At 34.8% G+C, this 18,791-nt stretch carries 25 protein-coding genes and 1 riboswitch; of the genes, 13 read left to right on the top strand and 12 right to left on the bottom strand.

What is annotated here, in order from left to right; translation table 11 throughout:
- The first annotated feature begins 82 nt into the window (after window positions 1-82).
- Window positions 83-667, top strand: a complete 585-nt coding sequence (locus CD152_RS07675; RefSeq protein ID WP_012655986.1) for a TetR/AcrR family transcriptional regulator — start codon at window positions 83-85, stop codon at window positions 665-667.
- A gap of 46 nt (window positions 668-713) precedes the next feature.
- Here the strand turns inward: CD152_RS07675 and CD152_RS07670 are convergent, their stop codons facing one another.
- The 8 genes from CD152_RS07670 to CD152_RS07645 all read right to left on the bottom strand — a co-directional run bounded on the left by CD152_RS07670 (window position 714) and on the right by CD152_RS07645 (window position 3,742).
- A complete protein-coding gene (locus CD152_RS07670; RefSeq protein WP_103214596.1) occupies window positions 714-1,253 on the bottom strand; it encodes a hypothetical protein in 540 nt (179 codons plus the stop codon).
- A 20-nt stretch (window positions 1,254-1,273) separates the two neighbouring features.
- Entirely contained in the window at window positions 1,274-1,567 is a 294-nt protein-coding gene (locus tag CD152_RS07665) for a HesB/YadR/YfhF family protein (RefSeq protein ID WP_101141669.1), read from the bottom strand.
- A gap of 19 nt (window positions 1,568-1,586) precedes the next feature.
- The gene (locus CD152_RS07660) at window positions 1,587-1,877 is read right to left on the bottom strand and encodes a hypothetical protein (protein WP_103214595.1); all 291 of its coding nucleotides are present in this window, start codon (window positions 1,875-1,877) and stop codon (window positions 1,587-1,589) included.
- A 120-nt stretch (window positions 1,878-1,997) separates the two neighbouring features.
- Window positions 1,998-2,147, bottom strand: coding sequence for a hypothetical protein (locus CD152_RS11870; RefSeq protein ID WP_165980783.1), 150 nt, complete (start codon window positions 2,145-2,147; stop codon window positions 1,998-2,000).
- A gap of 13 nt (window positions 2,148-2,160) precedes the next feature.
- Entirely contained in the window at window positions 2,161-2,757 is a 597-nt protein-coding gene (locus CD152_RS07655; protein WP_165980786.1) for an alpha/beta hydrolase, read from the bottom strand.
- Window positions 2,758-2,928: 171 nt separating this feature from the next.
- Window positions 2,929-3,063 carry a hypothetical protein gene (locus CD152_RS12185; RefSeq protein ID WP_269669115.1) on the bottom strand — a complete coding sequence of 45 codons (135 nt, stop codon included), beginning with the start codon at window positions 3,061-3,063 and terminating at the stop codon, window positions 2,929-2,931.
- A 72-nt stretch (window positions 3,064-3,135) separates the two neighbouring features.
- Window positions 3,136-3,483, bottom strand: a complete 348-nt coding sequence (locus tag CD152_RS07650) for a DoxX family protein (protein ID WP_103214594.1) — start codon at window positions 3,481-3,483, stop codon at window positions 3,136-3,138.
- Window positions 3,484-3,547: 64 nt separating this feature from the next.
- On the bottom strand, window positions 3,548-3,742 hold the full coding sequence (locus CD152_RS07645) for a hypothetical protein (RefSeq protein WP_101141665.1): 195 nt from the start codon (window positions 3,740-3,742) through the stop codon (window positions 3,548-3,550).
- Between the two features lie 227 nt (window positions 3,743-3,969).
- Between CD152_RS07645 and CD152_RS07640 the strand changes: the two genes are divergently transcribed.
- Window positions 3,970-4,962, top strand: coding sequence for a D-2-hydroxyacid dehydrogenase (locus CD152_RS07640; protein WP_103214593.1), 993 nt, complete (start codon window positions 3,970-3,972; stop codon window positions 4,960-4,962).
- A gap of 305 nt (window positions 4,963-5,267) precedes the next feature.
- Here the strand turns inward: CD152_RS07640 and CD152_RS07630 are convergent, their stop codons facing one another.
- Entirely contained in the window at window positions 5,268-6,227 is a 960-nt protein-coding gene (locus tag CD152_RS07630; protein ID WP_101141661.1) for a ring-cleaving dioxygenase, read from the bottom strand.
- A gap of 304 nt (window positions 6,228-6,531) precedes the next feature.
- Here CD152_RS07630 and CD152_RS07625 point away from each other — a divergent pair, with 304 nt between their 5' ends.
- The 3 genes from CD152_RS07625 (at window position 6,532) to CD152_RS07615 (ending at window position 8,829) form a co-directional block, all read left to right on the top strand.
- The gene (locus tag CD152_RS07625; protein WP_101141659.1) at window positions 6,532-7,455 is read left to right on the top strand and encodes a VOC family protein; all 924 of its coding nucleotides are present in this window, start codon (window positions 6,532-6,534) and stop codon (window positions 7,453-7,455) included.
- Window positions 7,456-7,564: 109 nt separating this feature from the next.
- Window positions 7,565-8,455 carry a TIGR01777 family oxidoreductase gene (locus tag CD152_RS07620; RefSeq protein ID WP_012655979.1) on the top strand — a complete coding sequence of 297 codons (891 nt, stop codon included), beginning with the start codon at window positions 7,565-7,567 and terminating at the stop codon, window positions 8,453-8,455.
- A complete protein-coding gene (locus tag CD152_RS07615; RefSeq protein WP_101141657.1) occupies window positions 8,452-8,829 on the top strand; it encodes a DUF1722 domain-containing protein in 378 nt (125 codons plus the stop codon). Before CD152_RS07620 ends, CD152_RS07615 begins: the two co-directional genes overlap by 4 nt.
- 146 nt (window positions 8,830-8,975) lie before the next feature.
- Here CD152_RS07615 and CD152_RS07610 read toward each other — a convergent pair whose 3' ends face one another.
- Both CD152_RS07610 and CD152_RS07605 read right to left on the bottom strand, forming a co-directional pair.
- Window positions 8,976-10,148 (bottom strand): amidohydrolase, encoded by a 1,173-nt coding sequence (locus tag CD152_RS07610; protein ID WP_101141655.1) that lies wholly within the window; start codon window positions 10,146-10,148, stop codon window positions 8,976-8,978.
- A 33-nt stretch (window positions 10,149-10,181) separates the two neighbouring features.
- Window positions 10,182-10,709: a hypothetical protein gene (locus CD152_RS07605; protein ID WP_101141653.1), complete on the bottom strand. Its 528-nt coding sequence runs from the start codon at window positions 10,707-10,709 to the stop codon at window positions 10,182-10,184.
- Window positions 10,710-10,841: 132 nt separating this feature from the next.
- Between CD152_RS07605 and CD152_RS07600 the strand changes: the two genes are divergently transcribed.
- On the top strand, window positions 10,842-11,330 hold the full coding sequence (locus CD152_RS07600; protein WP_099483266.1) for a GNAT family N-acetyltransferase: 489 nt from the start codon (window positions 10,842-10,844) through the stop codon (window positions 11,328-11,330).
- A gap of 26 nt (window positions 11,331-11,356) precedes the next feature.
- The gene (locus CD152_RS07595) at window positions 11,357-11,674 is read left to right on the top strand and encodes a thioredoxin family protein (RefSeq protein ID WP_103214592.1); all 318 of its coding nucleotides are present in this window, start codon (window positions 11,357-11,359) and stop codon (window positions 11,672-11,674) included.
- Between the two features lie 233 nt (window positions 11,675-11,907).
- Here the strand turns inward: CD152_RS07595 and CD152_RS07590 are convergent, their stop codons facing one another.
- Entirely contained in the window at window positions 11,908-12,300 is a 393-nt protein-coding gene (locus CD152_RS07590; protein WP_103214591.1) for a hypothetical protein, read from the bottom strand.
- A 162-nt stretch (window positions 12,301-12,462) separates the two neighbouring features.
- Between CD152_RS07590 and CD152_RS07585 the strand changes: the two genes are divergently transcribed.
- The 6 genes from CD152_RS07585 (at window position 12,463) to CD152_RS07560 (ending at window position 18,787) form a co-directional block, all read left to right on the top strand.
- Complete coding sequence (locus tag CD152_RS07585; protein WP_103214590.1) at window positions 12,463-13,245, top strand: catalase family protein; 783 nt, start codon at window positions 12,463-12,465, stop codon at window positions 13,243-13,245.
- A gap of 74 nt (window positions 13,246-13,319) precedes the next feature.
- Window positions 13,320-13,415, top strand: a riboswitch (SAM riboswitch).
- A 63-nt stretch (window positions 13,416-13,478) separates the two neighbouring features.
- Entirely contained in the window at window positions 13,479-14,756 is a 1,278-nt protein-coding gene (locus tag CD152_RS07580) for an O-acetylhomoserine aminocarboxypropyltransferase/cysteine synthase family protein (protein ID WP_103214589.1), read from the top strand.
- 1 nt (window position 14,757) lies between these two features.
- On the top strand, window positions 14,758-15,531 hold the full coding sequence (locus CD152_RS07575; protein ID WP_101141242.1) for a homoserine O-acetyltransferase/O-succinyltransferase family protein: 774 nt from the start codon (window positions 14,758-14,760) through the stop codon (window positions 15,529-15,531).
- Between the two features lie 79 nt (window positions 15,532-15,610).
- Window positions 15,611-16,561 (top strand): 2-hydroxyacid dehydrogenase family protein, encoded by a 951-nt coding sequence (locus CD152_RS07570; RefSeq protein ID WP_101141244.1) that lies wholly within the window; start codon window positions 15,611-15,613, stop codon window positions 16,559-16,561.
- Window positions 16,562-16,777: 216 nt separating this feature from the next.
- On the top strand, window positions 16,778-18,265 hold the full coding sequence (locus tag CD152_RS07565) for a catalase (protein ID WP_101141246.1): 1,488 nt from the start codon (window positions 16,778-16,780) through the stop codon (window positions 18,263-18,265).
- 33 nt (window positions 18,266-18,298) lie between these two features.
- Window positions 18,299-18,787: a CHAP domain-containing protein gene (locus CD152_RS07560; RefSeq protein ID WP_157820934.1), complete on the top strand. Its 489-nt coding sequence runs from the start codon at window positions 18,299-18,301 to the stop codon at window positions 18,785-18,787.
- The last annotated feature ends 4 nt before the right edge of the window (window positions 18,788-18,791 follow it).

The raw sequence follows: 18,791 nt of genomic DNA, 5'->3' as shown, positions 1-18,791 counted from the left end.
TTTTATATTCAGAGAATTCTATAAACAATTTTGTCACTTATGTGACATTTTGTATAAATATGTCTCAAAAGAAGGTGTACATATGGATAAAAAAGACTTAAGAGTTGTCAAGACTGAACAGGCGTTACGGAATGCACTACTTGAACTAGGAAATGCTAAAGATTTTGATTCAATCACCATTAACGAAATTTGTGAAAAGGCACTAGTCAGACGTTCTACCTTTTATCGTCATTACGAAGATAAATATGATTTTTACCAATGTACAATTATTCATCTCCTCAACATTTATAATGAAAAAAATGATGTACATTATAATTACCATCATCCTGAAAAATTTTATGCTGCTATGATTCACGATGTATTATTATTTTTAGACCAAAATAAATCGCTTGCAAAATCTGTAATACGCAGTGAAATCTACGGTGTCATCTCAATGATTATTTATAAACAACTTTATTTAATTATTGAATCTCATTTAAATCGTGAAATGGAAAATGGCTATGTTTTTAACCAAGACATCAATCTGCTTGCAGAGTTTTCGGCTGGTGGTATAATGCGCATTATATTTAACTGGTTACAAGCTGGTGGCAACAATGTTGATTACCTGTCTAGTTCACTAGAAGAAATGTTAAACCAATTCTGGAGCAAAATGAGATTTCAAAAGTAAAATAAAGAACTAGGAAGTATTCTCCTAGTTCTTCAATCGATATAAATTAATTTGTAATCTCTTTGATAAATGATTCTATATTTTCTGAGTTTTCATAATGCTCTATTGTCATTGGATCAAAATGTATAAATGGTCCATTTTCGATATTAATATATTCGCCATCTTCTGATCCAATACCCCCGAAATAATAAGAAGTATCTCGTGCATCATAATATGCTGCTAACTCTTTTCTCAAAGCTTCACGTGAATTAACTGCTTGTCTGATTTCTGTATTTTCATAAATATAAGCACCAACCTTTGATGTGCCATTTACAATCCCTTGAGTCGTATTGATATGAGCAATTTCGTTCCATACAACATAGATCGTATCCTCTCCTGTAAATGCATAGCGAGTAAACGGATAAATACTTCCACCAAACTTAACTTCGTAATAAGCAGGAATTTCGTCATATAATAACACAGCGTCCCCGTATTCATCCATTTTTATGAAAGGAACCGAGGCAATCCATTGCTTAATATCTGATTCCTTGTCAAACACACCAACAATTTGCCTGTCACTTTGTTCGGTTATTTCTAATAGATACACTGTGCTTCACCTCAAATGTATTATTTTTTATAATCGTATGCAACTTCTTCAAGTTGTTCATCGTACTCAATATATAAATCATGACCATCAAAAAACCATAAATCTGACTCATTTACATAATATGTTATTCCATCTTCAGTAATAGCTGCCACAGCCTTATCATCATCTTTATCTATTGTAAAAGCGAGTGAATGATTCTCTTGAACTTTACTGGATCCGTAGATCTTACTGTAAAATCTAACTTTATCTCCTGTTTCTAGTCCTACCTCTTCTTTGAACCATTGCTTAGCTTTATCTGTTATATATATATTCATATTTGTTCTCCTATCTTTTTTATTCTGTCAGATCTTTCACAGCTTTATTTTCTTCAATGCTTAATGGCTTATGAGAATATTCACAGTTTTCCCATTCAAAACAATCTTTAAACGACTCATCGTAATAACTATCTTCTGGAAAATGATGTGTACATTTAGAGTCTATATTCGCAAAAGGATATGGCAGAGCGAAGAATGCTGGTCCCTTGAATTTATCAACACCAAACCAGAAATTAAACTCAATCATCGATGCATCAAATGCAGCACGTTCAATTACTTTCGACGAATCCAGAAAAAGGCACATGTTCATTCAAGAATTGTTCTATGTGTAAGTAATATGATTTAATTGTCATTCCACTTGCAATGCTATTTCTCTCACTTCATCTTCAATGATAACTATAATTTTGTGCTGAAGCAAATTGACATCTATTTAGTAGTGCTTATCTTCAAAATGCAACACACCTGTTGAAAGCCCCTGAACTGTCACGTCTAAGACAACATATGCCCATTGAGGATTCTGAAATGCAGTCACTAACTTATAATTATCTCGTTCTTGTTGCTGTGTTGGGTCTATATGCATAATAAATCTTCCTTTATAGTGCTCTATACCACGCTGCAGCTTGTTGTACTTCATCGTGTGTTAATGAATGTCCTGCTTGATGCCAATATATTTCGACTGTCGCGCCTGCATTTCTTAATGCCTTCGCCAGTTCTTCTGTTTCTTCTTTCGGTGAGATTGGATCATTCACACCTGCACCAATAAATACTTTTTTACCTGACAAATCAGGTAATTCAATGTTTCGTAATGGTACCATCGGATGGAATAAAATCGCTGCGTACAATGCATCTTTATCATGATACATTAAACTTGCTGCAATATTGGCTCCGTTTGAATATCCGACAGCAACGATTTTCTCACGATTTAATCCATTTTCCGAAGCTGTAGTTGTAATAAAATCATTAAGTTCGTGTGTACGGTTTACTAAATCTTCTTCGTCGAACACACCTTCTGCAATTCTACGGAAGAAACGTGGCATCCCATGCTCACTTACGTTCCCTCTAACACTTAATACATTTGCCTCATTATCGATAAGCCCCGCTAACGGTAACATATCATGTTCATTTCCACCTGTTCCGTGCAATAGTAATAATGTCGTATCATCGCTTCCTTTATTAATCACATGTTTCATTGTCATATTCATCAACCTCTCTTTTTATTTGCGTACTGAGTGAATCGGAATTAAACATTCTTCTTCTTTGTAAAGTATTTTGTATATAAAAAGAACGAATCAATTTTCATCTATTGATTCGTTCTGCATCTTTATTCTCACGATTTTGCGAGTACATCTTCACACTTATCATTATTTGTCATCACTTTCCTTGATGCTTAAGTTCAATATTTCTTTTACGTAGATTTCTTCACCTGGCCCTGTTCTAATCTCTGTGACTAGATAAGCTTCTTTATATTGAATACTTGCTTTAGCCCTATGGCACATTCTGTTGCATGTATACTTCTCTCTACTTCAAAATGAACGTTAATTTCATCATTGCTGTATGAACGACAAATATTATTTTTTAAATGAATCAAATAATGTAATCATGTTTAAACCAAAGTATTTACCTGCAGCGCTTAATGATTTTACTCCATGACCTGCTTTTAAGTGGTTATACATTGCACCTAACATAATAACATTGATTAACATTGCACCTATTCTTGCAAACTTTTTATTAAATACTGATAACATCAAGAAGATGGAACCAATTAATTCAAAGTATCCTGCGATTTTCATCATGCTCGGAGATAGGTTGAACCCTTCTTTAAGTTGTTGAGCCATCGCCTCATCGTTTTTCACTTTCGGTAAACTACTTTTAAGAATATCTTTTGCTACGTATCCATTTACAATATGTTTATGCACTTTATTGCCTCCTAAATTTAATATAATTAATATACTATAATATATTTAATATATAAATAGTCCATTAGACCGATTTTTCATTTTGAGGATAGCGTAAAGATAATACTAATCCATATAATGAAAATATGAACATGCTTATATAAGTAATATTCATTTGAAATCCAGATTGTACTGACTCATTCATTATCGTAATAAATATTACAGTTCCGATAGCATCCGCTACAACAGTCAGAAAGAAACCATTAATTTTCAGTCTCATTGTCTATCTTGCACTCATGCTGGTGAACTTTGCACCACCAGTATTCACACTTACAGGTTTCGGACTTATCTTGAATGCACAGATTACTGCATATCATCAATTATAAAATTGATTTAAATAATCAAACAATTTAAGCATTTGCCGTGAGTAATGAAAGTAATATAGGTACAATATAATTATTCATGCACATATGACATACATATCAATATGAACAGGAGCGATACGCAATGAAATTAATCATGTTTGGGACCAGAGAAGATGAAAAAGAGGCGGCATTAAGCTGGGCCGAGAAGAACAATGTAGAAGTTACTTTTAACCCCGACCCGTTAACTTTAGAGAACGTACATTTATTAGCAGAATACGACGGACTATCAACAAGTCAGACAGCACCATTTGAAGATGATATTTATGAACAAATTGCAGCTCAAGGTATAAAGCAAGTTGCCCAGCGTTCTGCTGGCTTCGACATGTTCAATCTTGAGAAAGCAGCTGCACACAACCTAATCATATCGAACGTTCCTAGTTATTCTCCAAATGCAATTGCAGAATATGCTGTAACTGCAGCCATGAACATTATTAGAAATACTGAAAAGATTCAAAATAAAGTAAAGCAACATGATTTTACCTGGAACAAATCCATCATCAGTAAAGAAATGCGTTCAATGACCGTTGCTATTATCGGGATAGGACGAATCGGTACAATTGCAGCGCAAATATTTAATGGCTTTGGTGCCGAAGTTATCGGTTACGATCTATATCCAAATGAAAAAGCAGAAGCATTTTTAACATATACAGACTCACTTGAAGAAGCGATTGGAAATGCAGATTTAATTTCAATCCATATGCCACTTACAAAAGAGAATACATATATGTTTGATAAATCTTTATTCGCCAAAATGAAAGACGGTGTATTTATCGTAAATACTGCACGCGGAAAGATTGTAAACACGAAAGACTTGCTGGATGCATTAAATTCAGGAAAAGTCGCAGCAGCAGCCTTAGACACTTATGAAAATGAAGCACCTTATTTCCCGAAAGACTTTAGCGATAAATCAGTAGAAGATGACGTACTGCTAGAACTCATCCAGCGTGAAGATGTTCTCATCTCTCAGCATATCGCTTTTTATACAGAAACTGCCGTAATGAACTTAGTAGAAGGTGGTCTTGATTCTGCAAAACAAGTCATTGAAACTGGGAGCTGTGATAATCGAGTAAATTAAAAGGAGGCGCAGTGCGCCTCCTTTTAATTTACATATGATTTTATTGTTCTCGCTTCTTGTTCATCTAATTCATGATCACCATCTAATAAAATAAACTTAACGTCTTTAAACTTTGGTATAAACTGTTGCTCTAATTGCTTAACTTGTCCGGCAGGTACAATATAATCGTTCGCTCCTGCTGTAAGTATTATTCTAATACCATTAGATGCAGGAGTTGATATTCATTGCCACCAGTACCATGAAACAATACAATCAAAATATCATTATTATTCTTTTGATAAAAATAATTCATGAAGTTCTACCTCCTACTTACTTCTCACAGTATCGATATATCTCACTTGTTTTTCAATTTCTTCACGTTTACCTTCTAAGAATGGCGGTAATGAAAGTTTTTCACCTAAAGTTTCATACGGTTCATCTCCCATAAATCCAGGACCATCAGTTGCAATTTCAAATAAAATCGGCATTGTAAGACGTGCATATAATGATTTAAAGAAAAATCTATCTACATAACCAGAGTTTGGTAGACCGAACTCTTGTAAACGATCAATCCATTCATTTAACCCTTTTTCATCAGGTACTCTGAATGCAACATGATGCACTGTCCCAAATCCTTGGTAAGCTGCAGCATTTGTTGTGTCGTCAACGATGATCACGGATGCACCATTACCTCCTTCACCAGTTTCAAACAGATGGTAATTATCTTCAGACGCTGTTTCTTTGAACATATATACTTTTTCGAATGCAGATTTATATGCTGTGAACTGGCTCACTGTAATAAATACTGGCCCTAAACCATAAATCGCATATTCTACAGGCACTGGTCCATTTTTCCAAGGTGTACCCGGTGCGACACCTTTATCATACTCATCAGAAATAATTTGATATAACTGCCCATCAAAATCTTCAAATGGCAAGATTTTGCGACCAAACATTTCTTGAATACCTTCATGCGTCACATTAAATTGTTCAAAACGCTCCAAGAAATATTCTACCGCTTTATCATTTGGCACTCTAAATGAAGTTCTTGCAATTTCATTTGTACCATGCTGTCCTTTTTGAATACCTTCAAAATCAAAGAACGTCATATCAGTGCCGGCATTACCAGCATCATCTGCAAAAAAGAGATGATAGGTACTGATATCGTCTTGGTTTACAGTCTTTTTAACGAGATGCATCCCTAGAATGTCATTAAAAAAGTCATAAATTTTTTCTGCACTACTAGTAATTGCTGTTACGTGATGAATACCTGTTAATTCTTGCATTATTATTACCACCTTTGATATATTTAATATATTTAGTATAATTAATATATTTTATAAATAACTTTTTTGAAAGTGATAAGGTTTATTTACGAAATGAGTATAAATATGCTTATAGTATTAATACAAGCTTGCATTACAAATTGAAGATTGTTCAGACAAACAATTTGGAACGAATGCTATAGAACGACTGATATTTAAAGTGCGTTCTTCAGTTTTATGATATACCACTCGTATTGCCAGACTGCCTAGAAAATAAATGCCAGAAGATAGAACATCTACTTAAAAAGAAAGAAGGAAGAACATAATGAAAATTAACGGACATCACCATGTTTCAATGTACACAAAAGATATAAAACAAAACAAAGATTTTTATACGAATGTTCTTGGCCTTAGACTCGTGGAAATTTCGGTCAATCAGGATAACCCAACAATGTATCATCTCTTCTACGGTGATGAAGAAGGATCACCTGGGACATTACTCAGCTTCTTTGAAATTCCTAATGCCAGTGTGACTAAAAAGGGAACAAACAGTATTCATAGACTTTCTTTACTCGTTCCGAATTACGAGGCACTTGAATATTTTGAACAACGCCTGAATCAAAATGGGATAGAGACGCACCCAATTCAGTATGCTGGTCATGATGGTATATCGTTTGAAGATCGTGATGCTTTAGAAATCGTCTTGTTACCAAACAATGATATGTATTACCCAAATATATGGAAGAAAAATCACTATTCTGATATTCCTGAAGCTTTTCAAGTCTTAGGGATGGGGCCTGTCGAAATTCGCGTGAGAGACATTGAGAAGTCAGCTCAATTTTTAATGGAAACACTAGGATATACGAGACGTACTGATAGCAATATCTTTACATTAGATGTAAGTGGATTATACAGTGACTTTGTCGTCGTAGAGCAAGACGGGCATACAGTGATACCCGGGCGCGGATATGTTCACCATATTGCAGTGGACATGCCAGAGGTAAAAGATTTAGAAGCACTCATTGAAAAGCTAGATCAACTTCGCGGTAAGCATACTGACATCATTAATCGCTGGTTCTTTAAATCAGTATATTATCGTCAAAATGGTATTATGTTCGAGTTTGCAACTTCAGAGCCAGGAGTTATGATCGATACCAAGAAAGAAGATTTAGGTAAAAAGCTCAATTTACCGAAATTCCTGGAAAAAGATAGAGCAGAAATTATGAAACATTTAAAACCTATAGAATAAACTATAGAAAATACAATATAGTTAAACTGTAATATTTTAAGTCTCTCCTTTATAGCATCAATAAAGTGGGTATATGTATAATAATTACAATTTGAAAAGGAGTGCTGTTATGACTAAAATATTAATGACTGGTGGAACCGGCCTTGTCGGAAAAGCTTTACAACAAAAGTTTTCTTCTGAAGATGAAGTGTATATCCTTACACGTTCGGATAAAGAAAATCATGACAATATTACGTACATCAATTGGGACAAAGAAAATTATGAGCAATATGTTCCTGATGTCGATCTCGTCATCAACTTAGCAGGAGCTTCTCTTAATCAACGATGGACGAAAGAACATAAAGAAGCGATACAAATCAGCAGAATCGAGTCTACTAGGAAATTGTTGCCTATAATCGATAACATGCAAAGTGTACCTCTACTCATTTCTGCAAGTGCGGTTGGTTATTATCCGCCTTCAAATGAAGCGGTATACTCTGAACAAGATACGATCTCACCCTTTGATTTCTTATCTGAAACCGTACATCTATGGGAAAAAGAGGCCAAAAAAATAGAGCAGAATGGAACTGATGTTGCTTATGTACGTTTCGGTGTTATATTCTCTGATAAAGGAGGTGCTCTACCACTTATGATTAAGCCTTATCAATTATTTGCAGGAGGACCTATAGGTAAAGGCACACAACCTTATTCATGGATTCATCTGGATGATTTAGTCGATGCCATACTTTATATATATAAACATCGTTTAACAGGTATATATAATCTAACTGCACCCTACCCTGTAACGCAGCAGCAGCTTGGAAAAGTGATTGCTGAAACGATTCATCGTCCACATTACTTTGTTACCCCAACCAAATTAATCGAGCTTCTATTAGGCGAACAGTCGATTATGGTTACAAAGGGTCAAAAAGTATTACCAGAAAAATTATTAGCTCACGGTTTTAAATTTTCATATCCGAATGTCAAAATTGCACTATCAGATCTGTTGAGGCAATCATGAATAAAGAATCACGCAAACAAGTAGAACAATTATGGAAGCAAGAGAAATATAAAGTAATGTATTATAGTCAAAGACAATATCTATTGATTCGTCAAGAACTAAATAATGGATTAGATGAACCAAAAGTATTAGAGGACATTATTGCTGAGACTTACACTATGCAGCCGAGTGAAGGTTCAATGCGTAATAGTTTTGAACATATGTGGGGGTATTTCAAAAAGATTGCTGCCGAAGAAGAAAAAACATATTTTTTCAACCTTCTCACTGATGTTACACGTAACGATAGGCGCATCAAAGATTATTTATTGTTACTCGCAACTCAGTATAATGTCATATATTTATTACAAAGCTCTATTCTTAAGCAAGCGGATTAACGTTTCATATTTCTTCGTTAATCTATATAGTTAATTATATACTCCCTATAAGGTGCTCACTTTTAAGTGTTTACTTTATAGGGAGTATATTAATAAATTGACTTTTCAAGGGACAATACTTTTGTCTACAGAATATTTATTGCAGTTTAAGCTCTTAAATAATCAAGGACAGCTACACCGACCGCTTTTGCAGCTATTAGTAGTGCGCTTTCATCGATATTAAATTTTGGATGATGATGAGGATAAACTTCACCATTTACTGGTGCTGCTCCAACATAAATAAATGCTGATGGCCTTTCTTTTGCATAATACGCAAAGTCTTCACTAGAAGGCTGTGGTTCAGTTAACTCTATAGGGATATTCTTCAAGTGTTTTCTAATACTTCTAGCTACCGCTTCAGTAAGTTCCGGATCATTGTATAATGCAGGGTAATCATCCAAGTAATCTAAATGACACTGCACTCCGTACATGACTTCTAGTCCATATGTAATTCTTTTAATTTCTTCTTCTATTTTTTTCTTCGTATTATCTGTCAGTCCTCTGACATCACCTTCTATCATGACACGATCTTTGATGACATTAAACTGTCCTTGACCTTCAAATGAACCAATAGTTATAACACCCGTTTCAAAAGGACTCAATCTTCTTGATACAATTGTTTGTAATGTATTAACATAGTAACTTGCAGCAACAATCGCATCATTCGCTGTATGTGGCGAAGAGCCATGGCCGCCACGCCCTTGAATTGTGAGTTTAAAGGCTGCACTGCCTGTTTGTGTATACCCTGGACGATAATATACTTTACCCGCTTCTAAATCTGAAATGACGTGTAGGCCAATCATATGGTCTATCTCATCAAGTATATTGTCATTAATCATCGCTAACGCACCACCAGGCGGAACTTCTTCTGCTGGTTGATGAATAATAACAATCTTGCCTTTCAATGTATCTTTAAGTTCATATAATGTTTCTGCTAGTACTAATAAATATGCCGTATGGGCATCGTGGCCACATGCATGCATTACGCCGGGATTATTCGAAGCGAAAGGCAGCCCAGTTTCTTCTTGAATGGCGAGTGCATCAAAGTCTGCCCGAATACCAATCGTTCGTCCCGGAATTCCACTATCAATCGTTACCTTTATACCTAAACCACCAATATTTGTTTCAACTGAAACATCCATATCTTCATAAAAATTTGTAATATATTCCGCTGTATTATATTCTTTATATGAAAGCTCTGGATTTTCGTGCAAATATCTTCTGATTTCTATCATTCTTTGTTCTTTATGTTCGAGCTTTTCGATTAAACGCGTATGCACGATACTCTCTCCTTCATTCACGACATTACACCATTACTTGCCAATAACCTTTTCAGGATAAACGACAAATTCTAAATCTTTTCCGTCATCCATAATTAACTGACCTTCTCCAATCAAGTTATCCGACTTTGGTCCTAAATATGATTTGATAATATGGTTGTTAAATTTAAACTCATCAAGTACAGGTTTCATATCTGAACTAAATCTTATACCATTTTTTCGTACATCTGCTTTATACCCTTCACCCTCTGGTATTAAATAAATAAATGTTCTATAAGTCGCATCACTTCTTTCACCAGAAAATGAACTTAAAATGACGAGTGGGAGTTCCTTCTCCTCTACAACAATGCTTGTAGTAGCACTGGAAGCAATTTGTTTGTTGTCCAATTCGGTAATCTGACGAGTCAATTCATCGGTATCTTTATAATGCTTACCTTCAATTTTCTTAATATCTGCTTTACTCAATTCAGGGTATTGATAATTCCATTGCCACAAAATAATAATCGCTGCTGTGATTACAATTAGGGTTATAAAACTTATTAGCTTTTTTTGGTTGTTCATATGCATCCACTCCTTTAACATTAGTTTACACTATCATTCCCTTATTTTAGAAATATATTTTAAATCATATTATTATACGTAATATTATAAATACGTTATGCTTTTAATATTAAAAAATTGTGGAGGTTTATAATGATTAGACATGCAACTCAGAATGACTTACCGAAAATATTGGACATTTATAATCATGCCATTTTAAATACAACAGCAATATATACTTATGAAAAAACGAGTTTGCTGGAACGTAAACAGTGGTTAATGGGAAAAGAAAAGCAAGGGTATCCAGTGTTTGTCTTTGAAATTGATGGTCGTGTAGCTGGCTTTGCAACATATGGTCCTTTCAGAAACTTTCCAGCCTACCAATTTACCGTTGAACATTCCGTATATGTTTCACCTTACTTCAGACATATGGGTATTGGAGAAAAACTGCTGAGTCATATTATCGATAGTGCACGCAAAGAAGGTTACAAAACAATGGTAGCGGGTATCGATTCAGAAAATAAAGGTAGTATTTATCTACACAAAAAATTTAATTTTAAATATACAGGCACTTTAAAGGACGTTGGTTATAAGTTTAATAAATGGCTTGATCTTGATTTCTATCAGTTACTCTTGAAATAAATAATAAAATAGCAAGGAGGTTTCACATGAAACAGATTCATACATATGATGAATTACAAAACTTTTTACAAAAAAATGAAAAGGCTCTTATATATGTCATGACTACTGGTTGTACAGTATGTCATGCAGATTATCCAAAAGTTAAGGATATCGTAGCAAATACTCATATACCTTCTATATATCTACTTGCAGATAAAATCCCTGAAGCTGCGGGCCAGCTCAGCTTATTTTCTTCTCCTGTCGTAATTCTATTTAATCATGAGAAAGAGTATCATCGACAAGCTCGTATTCTTGATTTTGATATGTTAAAGCTACGTATCAGTCAGCTACTTCAAGAATATTAATTATCTTCACCCTATCTATCATAGAATGAGCGATGCAGAAATAATATTTTTCTGCATTGCTCAGGTTATTTAATAGCGTATATACCTTTCTTCTAATCGCACTCTATTCTACTTGGAACGCCACTTCTATACTATCATCGACAAAAGAATGTCTGATACTATCGGCAAATGGATTATCAAGTGGTGTGCCTACATAAATATCCACTTTATTCTCACCTATTTTTATACTGTCCTTAATTAATCGGTTGCATCCCATCATATGTTTTTATTTTAATATCGGCAAGCTCTAGTTTATACTTCCCATTTTCTAGTACAGCAAAAGCAAACCCTGAGTATGTCTGCTTATTTTCTTTGTATGAAACTTGTATAACATAAAATGGTGTCTTCCATTTTTTATTCGGCGTATAGATTGCTGATACAAGATCATCACTTTTAATCACATCGTTCACTAATGCCTTTTGCGCTTCTTCCATAGAATTGTAAGCGCCTTTTTCTATTGCCTCAATTTCTTTCGTCTTCACTTCGTGTTGCGCTGGATCATGCGGTAATTTCTGCCATACAATCAGTGAAAATAAAATAATTGCTAGTAAACATCCAAACACCAATACTTTTTGATGGTTATTCATATAGATTCCCCCTAACATTTAACATCTCTTAATACAATTATATCGAAAAAGAAGAGATAAAGTAAGCGTTTTCAAATATGTTTGAGGAATAAAATTTTGTATGTAGTATTATATATTTTAAAATATGGGTAAACATATTAAAAATAACAAGCAGGTGACTTTATGGATAACGCTACTTTTATTGTTGATACAATTGAACGCTATGCAACTACAACACGAGGTGCTAAAAGAGCACATGCTAAAGGAAATCAATATATAGGGAAACTACAGTTAAATGATATGGGAAAACGTATATTCAATTTAGATGATACAAACCTAGATGTGATTGTTAGACTTTCAGATGCACCTCCCAATAGAAATGTACCTTCTAATCTAGTACCACTTAAAGGACTTGCGTTGCATATTAAACAGGTACATATTAATCTTGTGATGGTAACATTTCCGTACTTCCCCTGGACGAAAGAGGCCTCTATAGTGAAAATCGCTCAATACATACATGCCATTCATCAAAGTGAAAGTAAATTATTAAAAATCAATTTATTAAGACATTTATTAAAAATTGAAGATTTCAATAAGCATCTTATGAAGTTTATTCTTCATCAACCGATTAAGACAACCATGAATCAAACATTTCATAACTTACATTATTTTAAATACAATGAACAATTTATAAGATTTCATGCACGTAAGAAGAACAATCAAATAACATTATATACCGAAATTTATGATGAGATTAAACCGATTTCAGAATTACGGAAAGATGCTGTTATCGAAGAAATTGCCCATATTGAACTTATATCTGAAACAAGCGAAACATATACTACGTTCGATCCGTTGCAAACAGGGTCACTGGAGGCAGTCTATGACGAAATATTAAATTTACGTTCAGAAATGTATAAAATTTCTAATAAACATAGAAACGAAGAAGGCATAACCTTGGAATGAAATATTTAGAAAATTCAAATTATAATTTGACAATTCTGATTATGTATTATATGATACTAAATAACAATTTCATACGCTTATCCAGAGTGGTGGAGGGACTGGCCCTATGAAACCCGGCAACCTATTCAGTTAGGTGCTAATTCCAGCAGGTATATCCTGAAAGATAAGGTATTTCAAGAGTCTATCTTTTAGGTAGACTCTTTTTTTATATTAATTTACAAGGAGGTCATCATATGACAAATTCATTCCATTTTGAAACCATTCAAGTTCACGCCGGCCATTCAGTTGATAGTGCATCTCATTCACGTGCTGTGCCTATCTACCAAACTTCTTCTTTCGTGTTTGATGACACGGAGCATGCTGCTAATTTATTCGGTTTGAAAGAAGCAGGTAATATTTATTCAAGATTGACTAATCCTACAAACGCAGTCTTAGAAGAACGTGTTGCCCAGCTTGAAGGAGGCGTTGCTGCTGTGGTAGTATCTTCGGGCATGGCCGCAATTACGTATGCAATCTTAGCACTTGCATCAAGTGGAGATCATATCGTTTCATCTGCATCACTATATGGCGGGACACATACATTATTCAGTCACACTTTACCGAAATATGGTATTGAGGTTGATATCGTAGACACTTCAAATATCGACAATATTAGAAATGCTATTAAAGGTAATACTAAAGCTATCTTTATTGAAACGATTGGTAATCCTGAAGGTAATATCGAAGACTTTGAAGAACTGTCGGCCATCGCAAAGTCAGCAGATATTCCGCTGATTGTAGATAACACATTTGCCTCTCCTTATTTATTCCGCCCAATTGAACACGGTGCTCATATCGTTGTGCATTCAGCCACTAAATTTATTGGTGGACATGGTAATTCTATCGGCGGAATTATAGTAGATGGTGGGAACTTTAATTGGGATAACGGCAAATTCGAAGGGCTTTCTGCACCTGATGCATCATATCATAACTTAGTATTTACAGAAGCCTTTAAAGACGCTGCATATGCTGCTAAGATTCGTACTACTTTATTACGAGATACGGGGGCAGCGCTCTCACCATTTAATGCTTTCTTACTAATCCAAGGACTTGAAACGCTCTCTTTACGCGTAGAAAGACATGTAAAAAATGCTCAGAAAGTAGCAGAGTATCTTGAATCACATCCAAAAGTGGCATGGGTGAAATATGCCGGATTATCTTCAAGTAAATACTTTGCCTTAAAACAAAAGTATTTACCTAATGGTGCTGGATCTATTTTTACATTTGGGGTTACTGGGGGTTATGAAGCTGGTAAGAAGTTCATTGAAGCCCTAGAATTATTTTCATTGCTTGCAAATGTCGGTGATGCTAAATCACTAGTGATACACCCTGCAAGTACTACGCATGCACAATTAACTGGCAGCGAGCAACTTGAAGCCGGTGTTCGACCAGAAACCATCCGTTTATCTATTGGCATTGAGCATATTGATGATATTATAGCTGATTTAGAGAAAGGACTCTCTGCAATATAATATGACAGTACGTCTTCTCAACGTCAATCTCATGCCTGATAAACAAGCAACAGAAAAACACTTTAAAAGGATAACAGATGCATTAGGTTTTGATACTAAGACAGAATATGTCTACCTAGCTTCACACCATTACAAAAATACGAGCATCTCCTACTTAAAGCAGCATTATAAGTGTTTGAGTGATATTAAGAATACTTATTATGATGTCATGATCATTACTGGTGCAGCGCTAGAGCACCTGGAATTTAATGAAATTACCTATATTGATGAACTCAATGAAATTCTGGAGTGGTCGAAAGAACATATAAAAAAAAGAATTTTCATTTGTTGGGCAGCACAGTACGCCCTCTATAAGAATTACGGTATCAAACCTATAAAAAATAAGACTAAGCTGTCGGGAGTATATCTTTATAACATCAATGCATCCCATCCCCTTTATAAAGATATACCATACTATTATTCACCTCAGTCTAGGTACATGCAATTTAACCCCGAAATAAACGTAATCAATGATTTGAACTTAATATCGTATAGAGGAAATGATATCGATATACTAACGAATAAAAAACATACTGATTATTACTTTGCCGGACATTTAGAATATGATCAATATACTTTAGCCAAAGAATATGAACGTGATTTAAAAATAAATAGTAATATTCCTGCCCCTGAAAATTATTTTATCGATGGAACAACGTATCCTTCACAACCTAGATGGTATCAAGATGCAGAGAATATTTATAATTATGCATCAAACAAAATAGGTTCCTCATGACAACGAACCCCATATAATATGAAGCACCGTTCTAATTTGTTAATATATAGATATATTAACAATAACGGAGGGATCATTTATGAAAGTATTAGTAGCAGGTGAAATTCCAGAAAAAGGCTTATCCTTTTTAAAAGAGCATTTTGAAGTTGATTTGTTTGAAGGAGAACAACTCATTACAAAAGAAGAGCTCATTGATCGTATTAAAGATAAAGATGCACTCGTAAGCCTATTATCTACAAACATTGATAAAGCAGTGATTGATGCAGCACCAAAGCTTCAAATCATCGCTAACTATGGTGCAGGATTTAATAATATTGAATATGAGTACGCACGTGAAAAAGGTATCGATGTCACTAATACACCAAAAGCTTCAACAAATGCGACAGCCGATTTAACGATGGCTCTACTCTTAGCAAGTGCGCGTCGTGTTGTGGAAGGAGACACTTTATGTCGTACAACAGGATTTAATGGCTGGGCGCCTTTGTTCTTCCGTGGACGAGAAGTATCCGGAAAAACGTTAGGAATTATCGGATTAGGTGAAATCGGACAAGCAGTAGCAAGACGTGCGAAAGGTTTCGATATGAATATTTTATATACAGGCCCAAATCGCCATGAAGAACGTGAAAAGGGACTTGAAGCAACGTATGTTTCTTTAGAAGAACTACTTAAACAAGCTGACTTTATAACTATAAATGCGGCATATAATCCATCTATGGAGCATATGATTGATAAAGAACAGCTTGAAATAATGAAGCCTACTGCATATTTAATTAATGCTTCGCGTGGTCCCGTCGTACATGAAGTTGCTTTAGCAGATGCTTTAGAAAATAAAGTCATTGAAGGTGCGGCACTTGATGTCTTTGAATTTGAACCTGAAATCAACGATAAGCTCAAAACACTAGATAACGTTGTAATTACACCACATATTGGTAATGCAACATTTGAAGCTCGTGATATGATGGCTGATATCGTAACACAAAATGTATATAAAAAACTAAATGGTGATACACCTGACTATATCGTCAATTAAAATATCTGTAATATTTCTTATCACACCAAAAAACGTGCAGTTCTGTAAAACTTTACTTACTGTACGTTCTTTAATTTTTCGTAATTATAAGTGGCAACTCTTTCTACCAATTGTTATTATCTATTTAATAATATATTCATCGTTATAGTTGCATTTATCTTTTTTGTAAATTATAATAATTATCAAGAAATAATTATTATAATTCGGGAGGTAACTATGGAAGATAACAACAAAAAATTACGTGGTTTATTTGGTGCACCTGTTGGAGATAGAGAAAATTCGATGACTGCAGGTCCCCGTGGTCCATTACTAATGCAAGATATCTACTTCTTGGAACAAATGGCTCACTTTGACCGTGAAGTCATTCCTGAAAGAAGAATGCATGCCAAAGGCTCCGGTGCATTCGGGACTTTTACGGTTACACATGACATTACACAATATACAAATGCCAAGATTTTCTCAGAAATCGGTAAACAAACTGAAATGTTTGCACGTTTTTCTACTGTAGCTGGTGAACGTGGCGCAGCTGATGCTGAACGTGATATCAGAGGATTTGCTCTTAAATTTTATACAGAAGATGGAAACTGGGATTTAGTAGGTAACAATACACCTGTATTCTTCTTCCGTGACCCTAAATTATTCGCAAGCTTAAATCACGTTGTGAAGCGCGATCCAAAGACTAATATGCATAACCCTGAAAGTAACTGGGATTTCTGGACTTCACTTCCTGAAGCGTTACATCAAGTAACTATTCTAATGAGTGATCGTGGCATTCCAAATGGCTTCCGACATATGCATGGATTTGGTTCTCATACATACAGCATGTATAACGATGCTGGCGAACGCGTATGGGTGAAGTTCCACTTTAGAACGGAACAAGGCATTGAGAACTTAACTTCAGATGAAGCAAATGCGATTATTGCAAGCGACAGAGAATCAAGTCAGCGCGACTTATTCAATGCAATTGAAGAAGGTAATTTCCCAAAATGGAAAATGTACATCCAAGTCATGACAGATGAACAAGCAAAAAAACATAAAGATAATCCATTCGATTTAACGAAAGTATGGTACAAAGGTGAATATCCATTGATTCCAGTAGGAGAATTCGAATTAAATCGTAATCCAGAAAACTATTTTGCTGAAGTGGAACAAGCTGCATTTGCACCTACTAATATTATACCTGGACTTGACTTCTCTCCTGACAAGATGTTACAAGGGCGTTTATTCTCATATGGAGATACACAACGTTATCGTCTAGGGGTTAATCACTTCCAGATACCAGTAAACCAGCCAAAAGGCCTAACAGGAGGAGGATGCCCATTCTCTCGTGATGGACAAATGCGTGTCGATGGTAATCTAGGAGGTCATACTAACTACTATCCAAATCAGTATGGTGATCACCAAGATGATTCACGTTATAAAAAACCTGCATTAGAACTTGATGGTGCAGCTTACGAATGGAACTTCCGTGAAGATGATAATAATTATTTTGAACAACCAGGACGTCTGTTCAACCTATTATCACCTGAAGAACAACAGCGTTTATTCGAAAATACTGCAAATGAAATGGCACCAGTATCAGAACATATTAAACATCGTCACATCAGACATTGTTATAAAGCAGATCCGTTATATGGACAAGGTGTTGCTCAAGCAATGGGCATTAATATCAACGATGTAGATTTAGAAGCTGAAGATAAATAATCATTAATTTAAATCCACATAATGGAGTTTGTAATGAAAAGATTCATAACAATGATATTCGTAATCATAATTTTAAGTACTGGTCTATATACGTTGTTAAACAAACATGCACTGGCTAATAAATTTGACGAGATTACGCTTTCCCTCTTGCCAGATCCAATGGCTTTAAATACTTACACGGATGGACAATGCACTGCCTATGCATTCGATAAAGTGAAAGAGAATGAAACAATGATTGAACGTGATTGGCATGACGCAAAATATTGGGCTAAAGCAGCACAAAAAGATGGTTATCTGGTCAACAAAACACCTAAAGAAGGTTCCATATTACAATCTTCAAGAGGGTCATTGGGCCATGTCGCATATATTGAGCATGTATATAAAAACGGTAATTTTAAGATATCAGAAATGAATTACTCAGAGCCTTTCAAAATTACGAGTAGAATATTAACTCCACAAGATGTGACACGTTATAATATTATTCATCCTAAAGTTAATCCTAAACAAAAAGAAGCTTCCTAAATTT

This window comes from Macrococcoides caseolyticum (assembly GCF_002902665.1).
Classification (GTDB): domain Bacteria; phylum Bacillota; class Bacilli; order Staphylococcales; family Staphylococcaceae; genus Macrococcoides; species Macrococcoides caseolyticum.
Note: the sequence above shows the minus strand (reverse complement) of the source record. Positions and strands in the feature narration are given on the sequence as shown.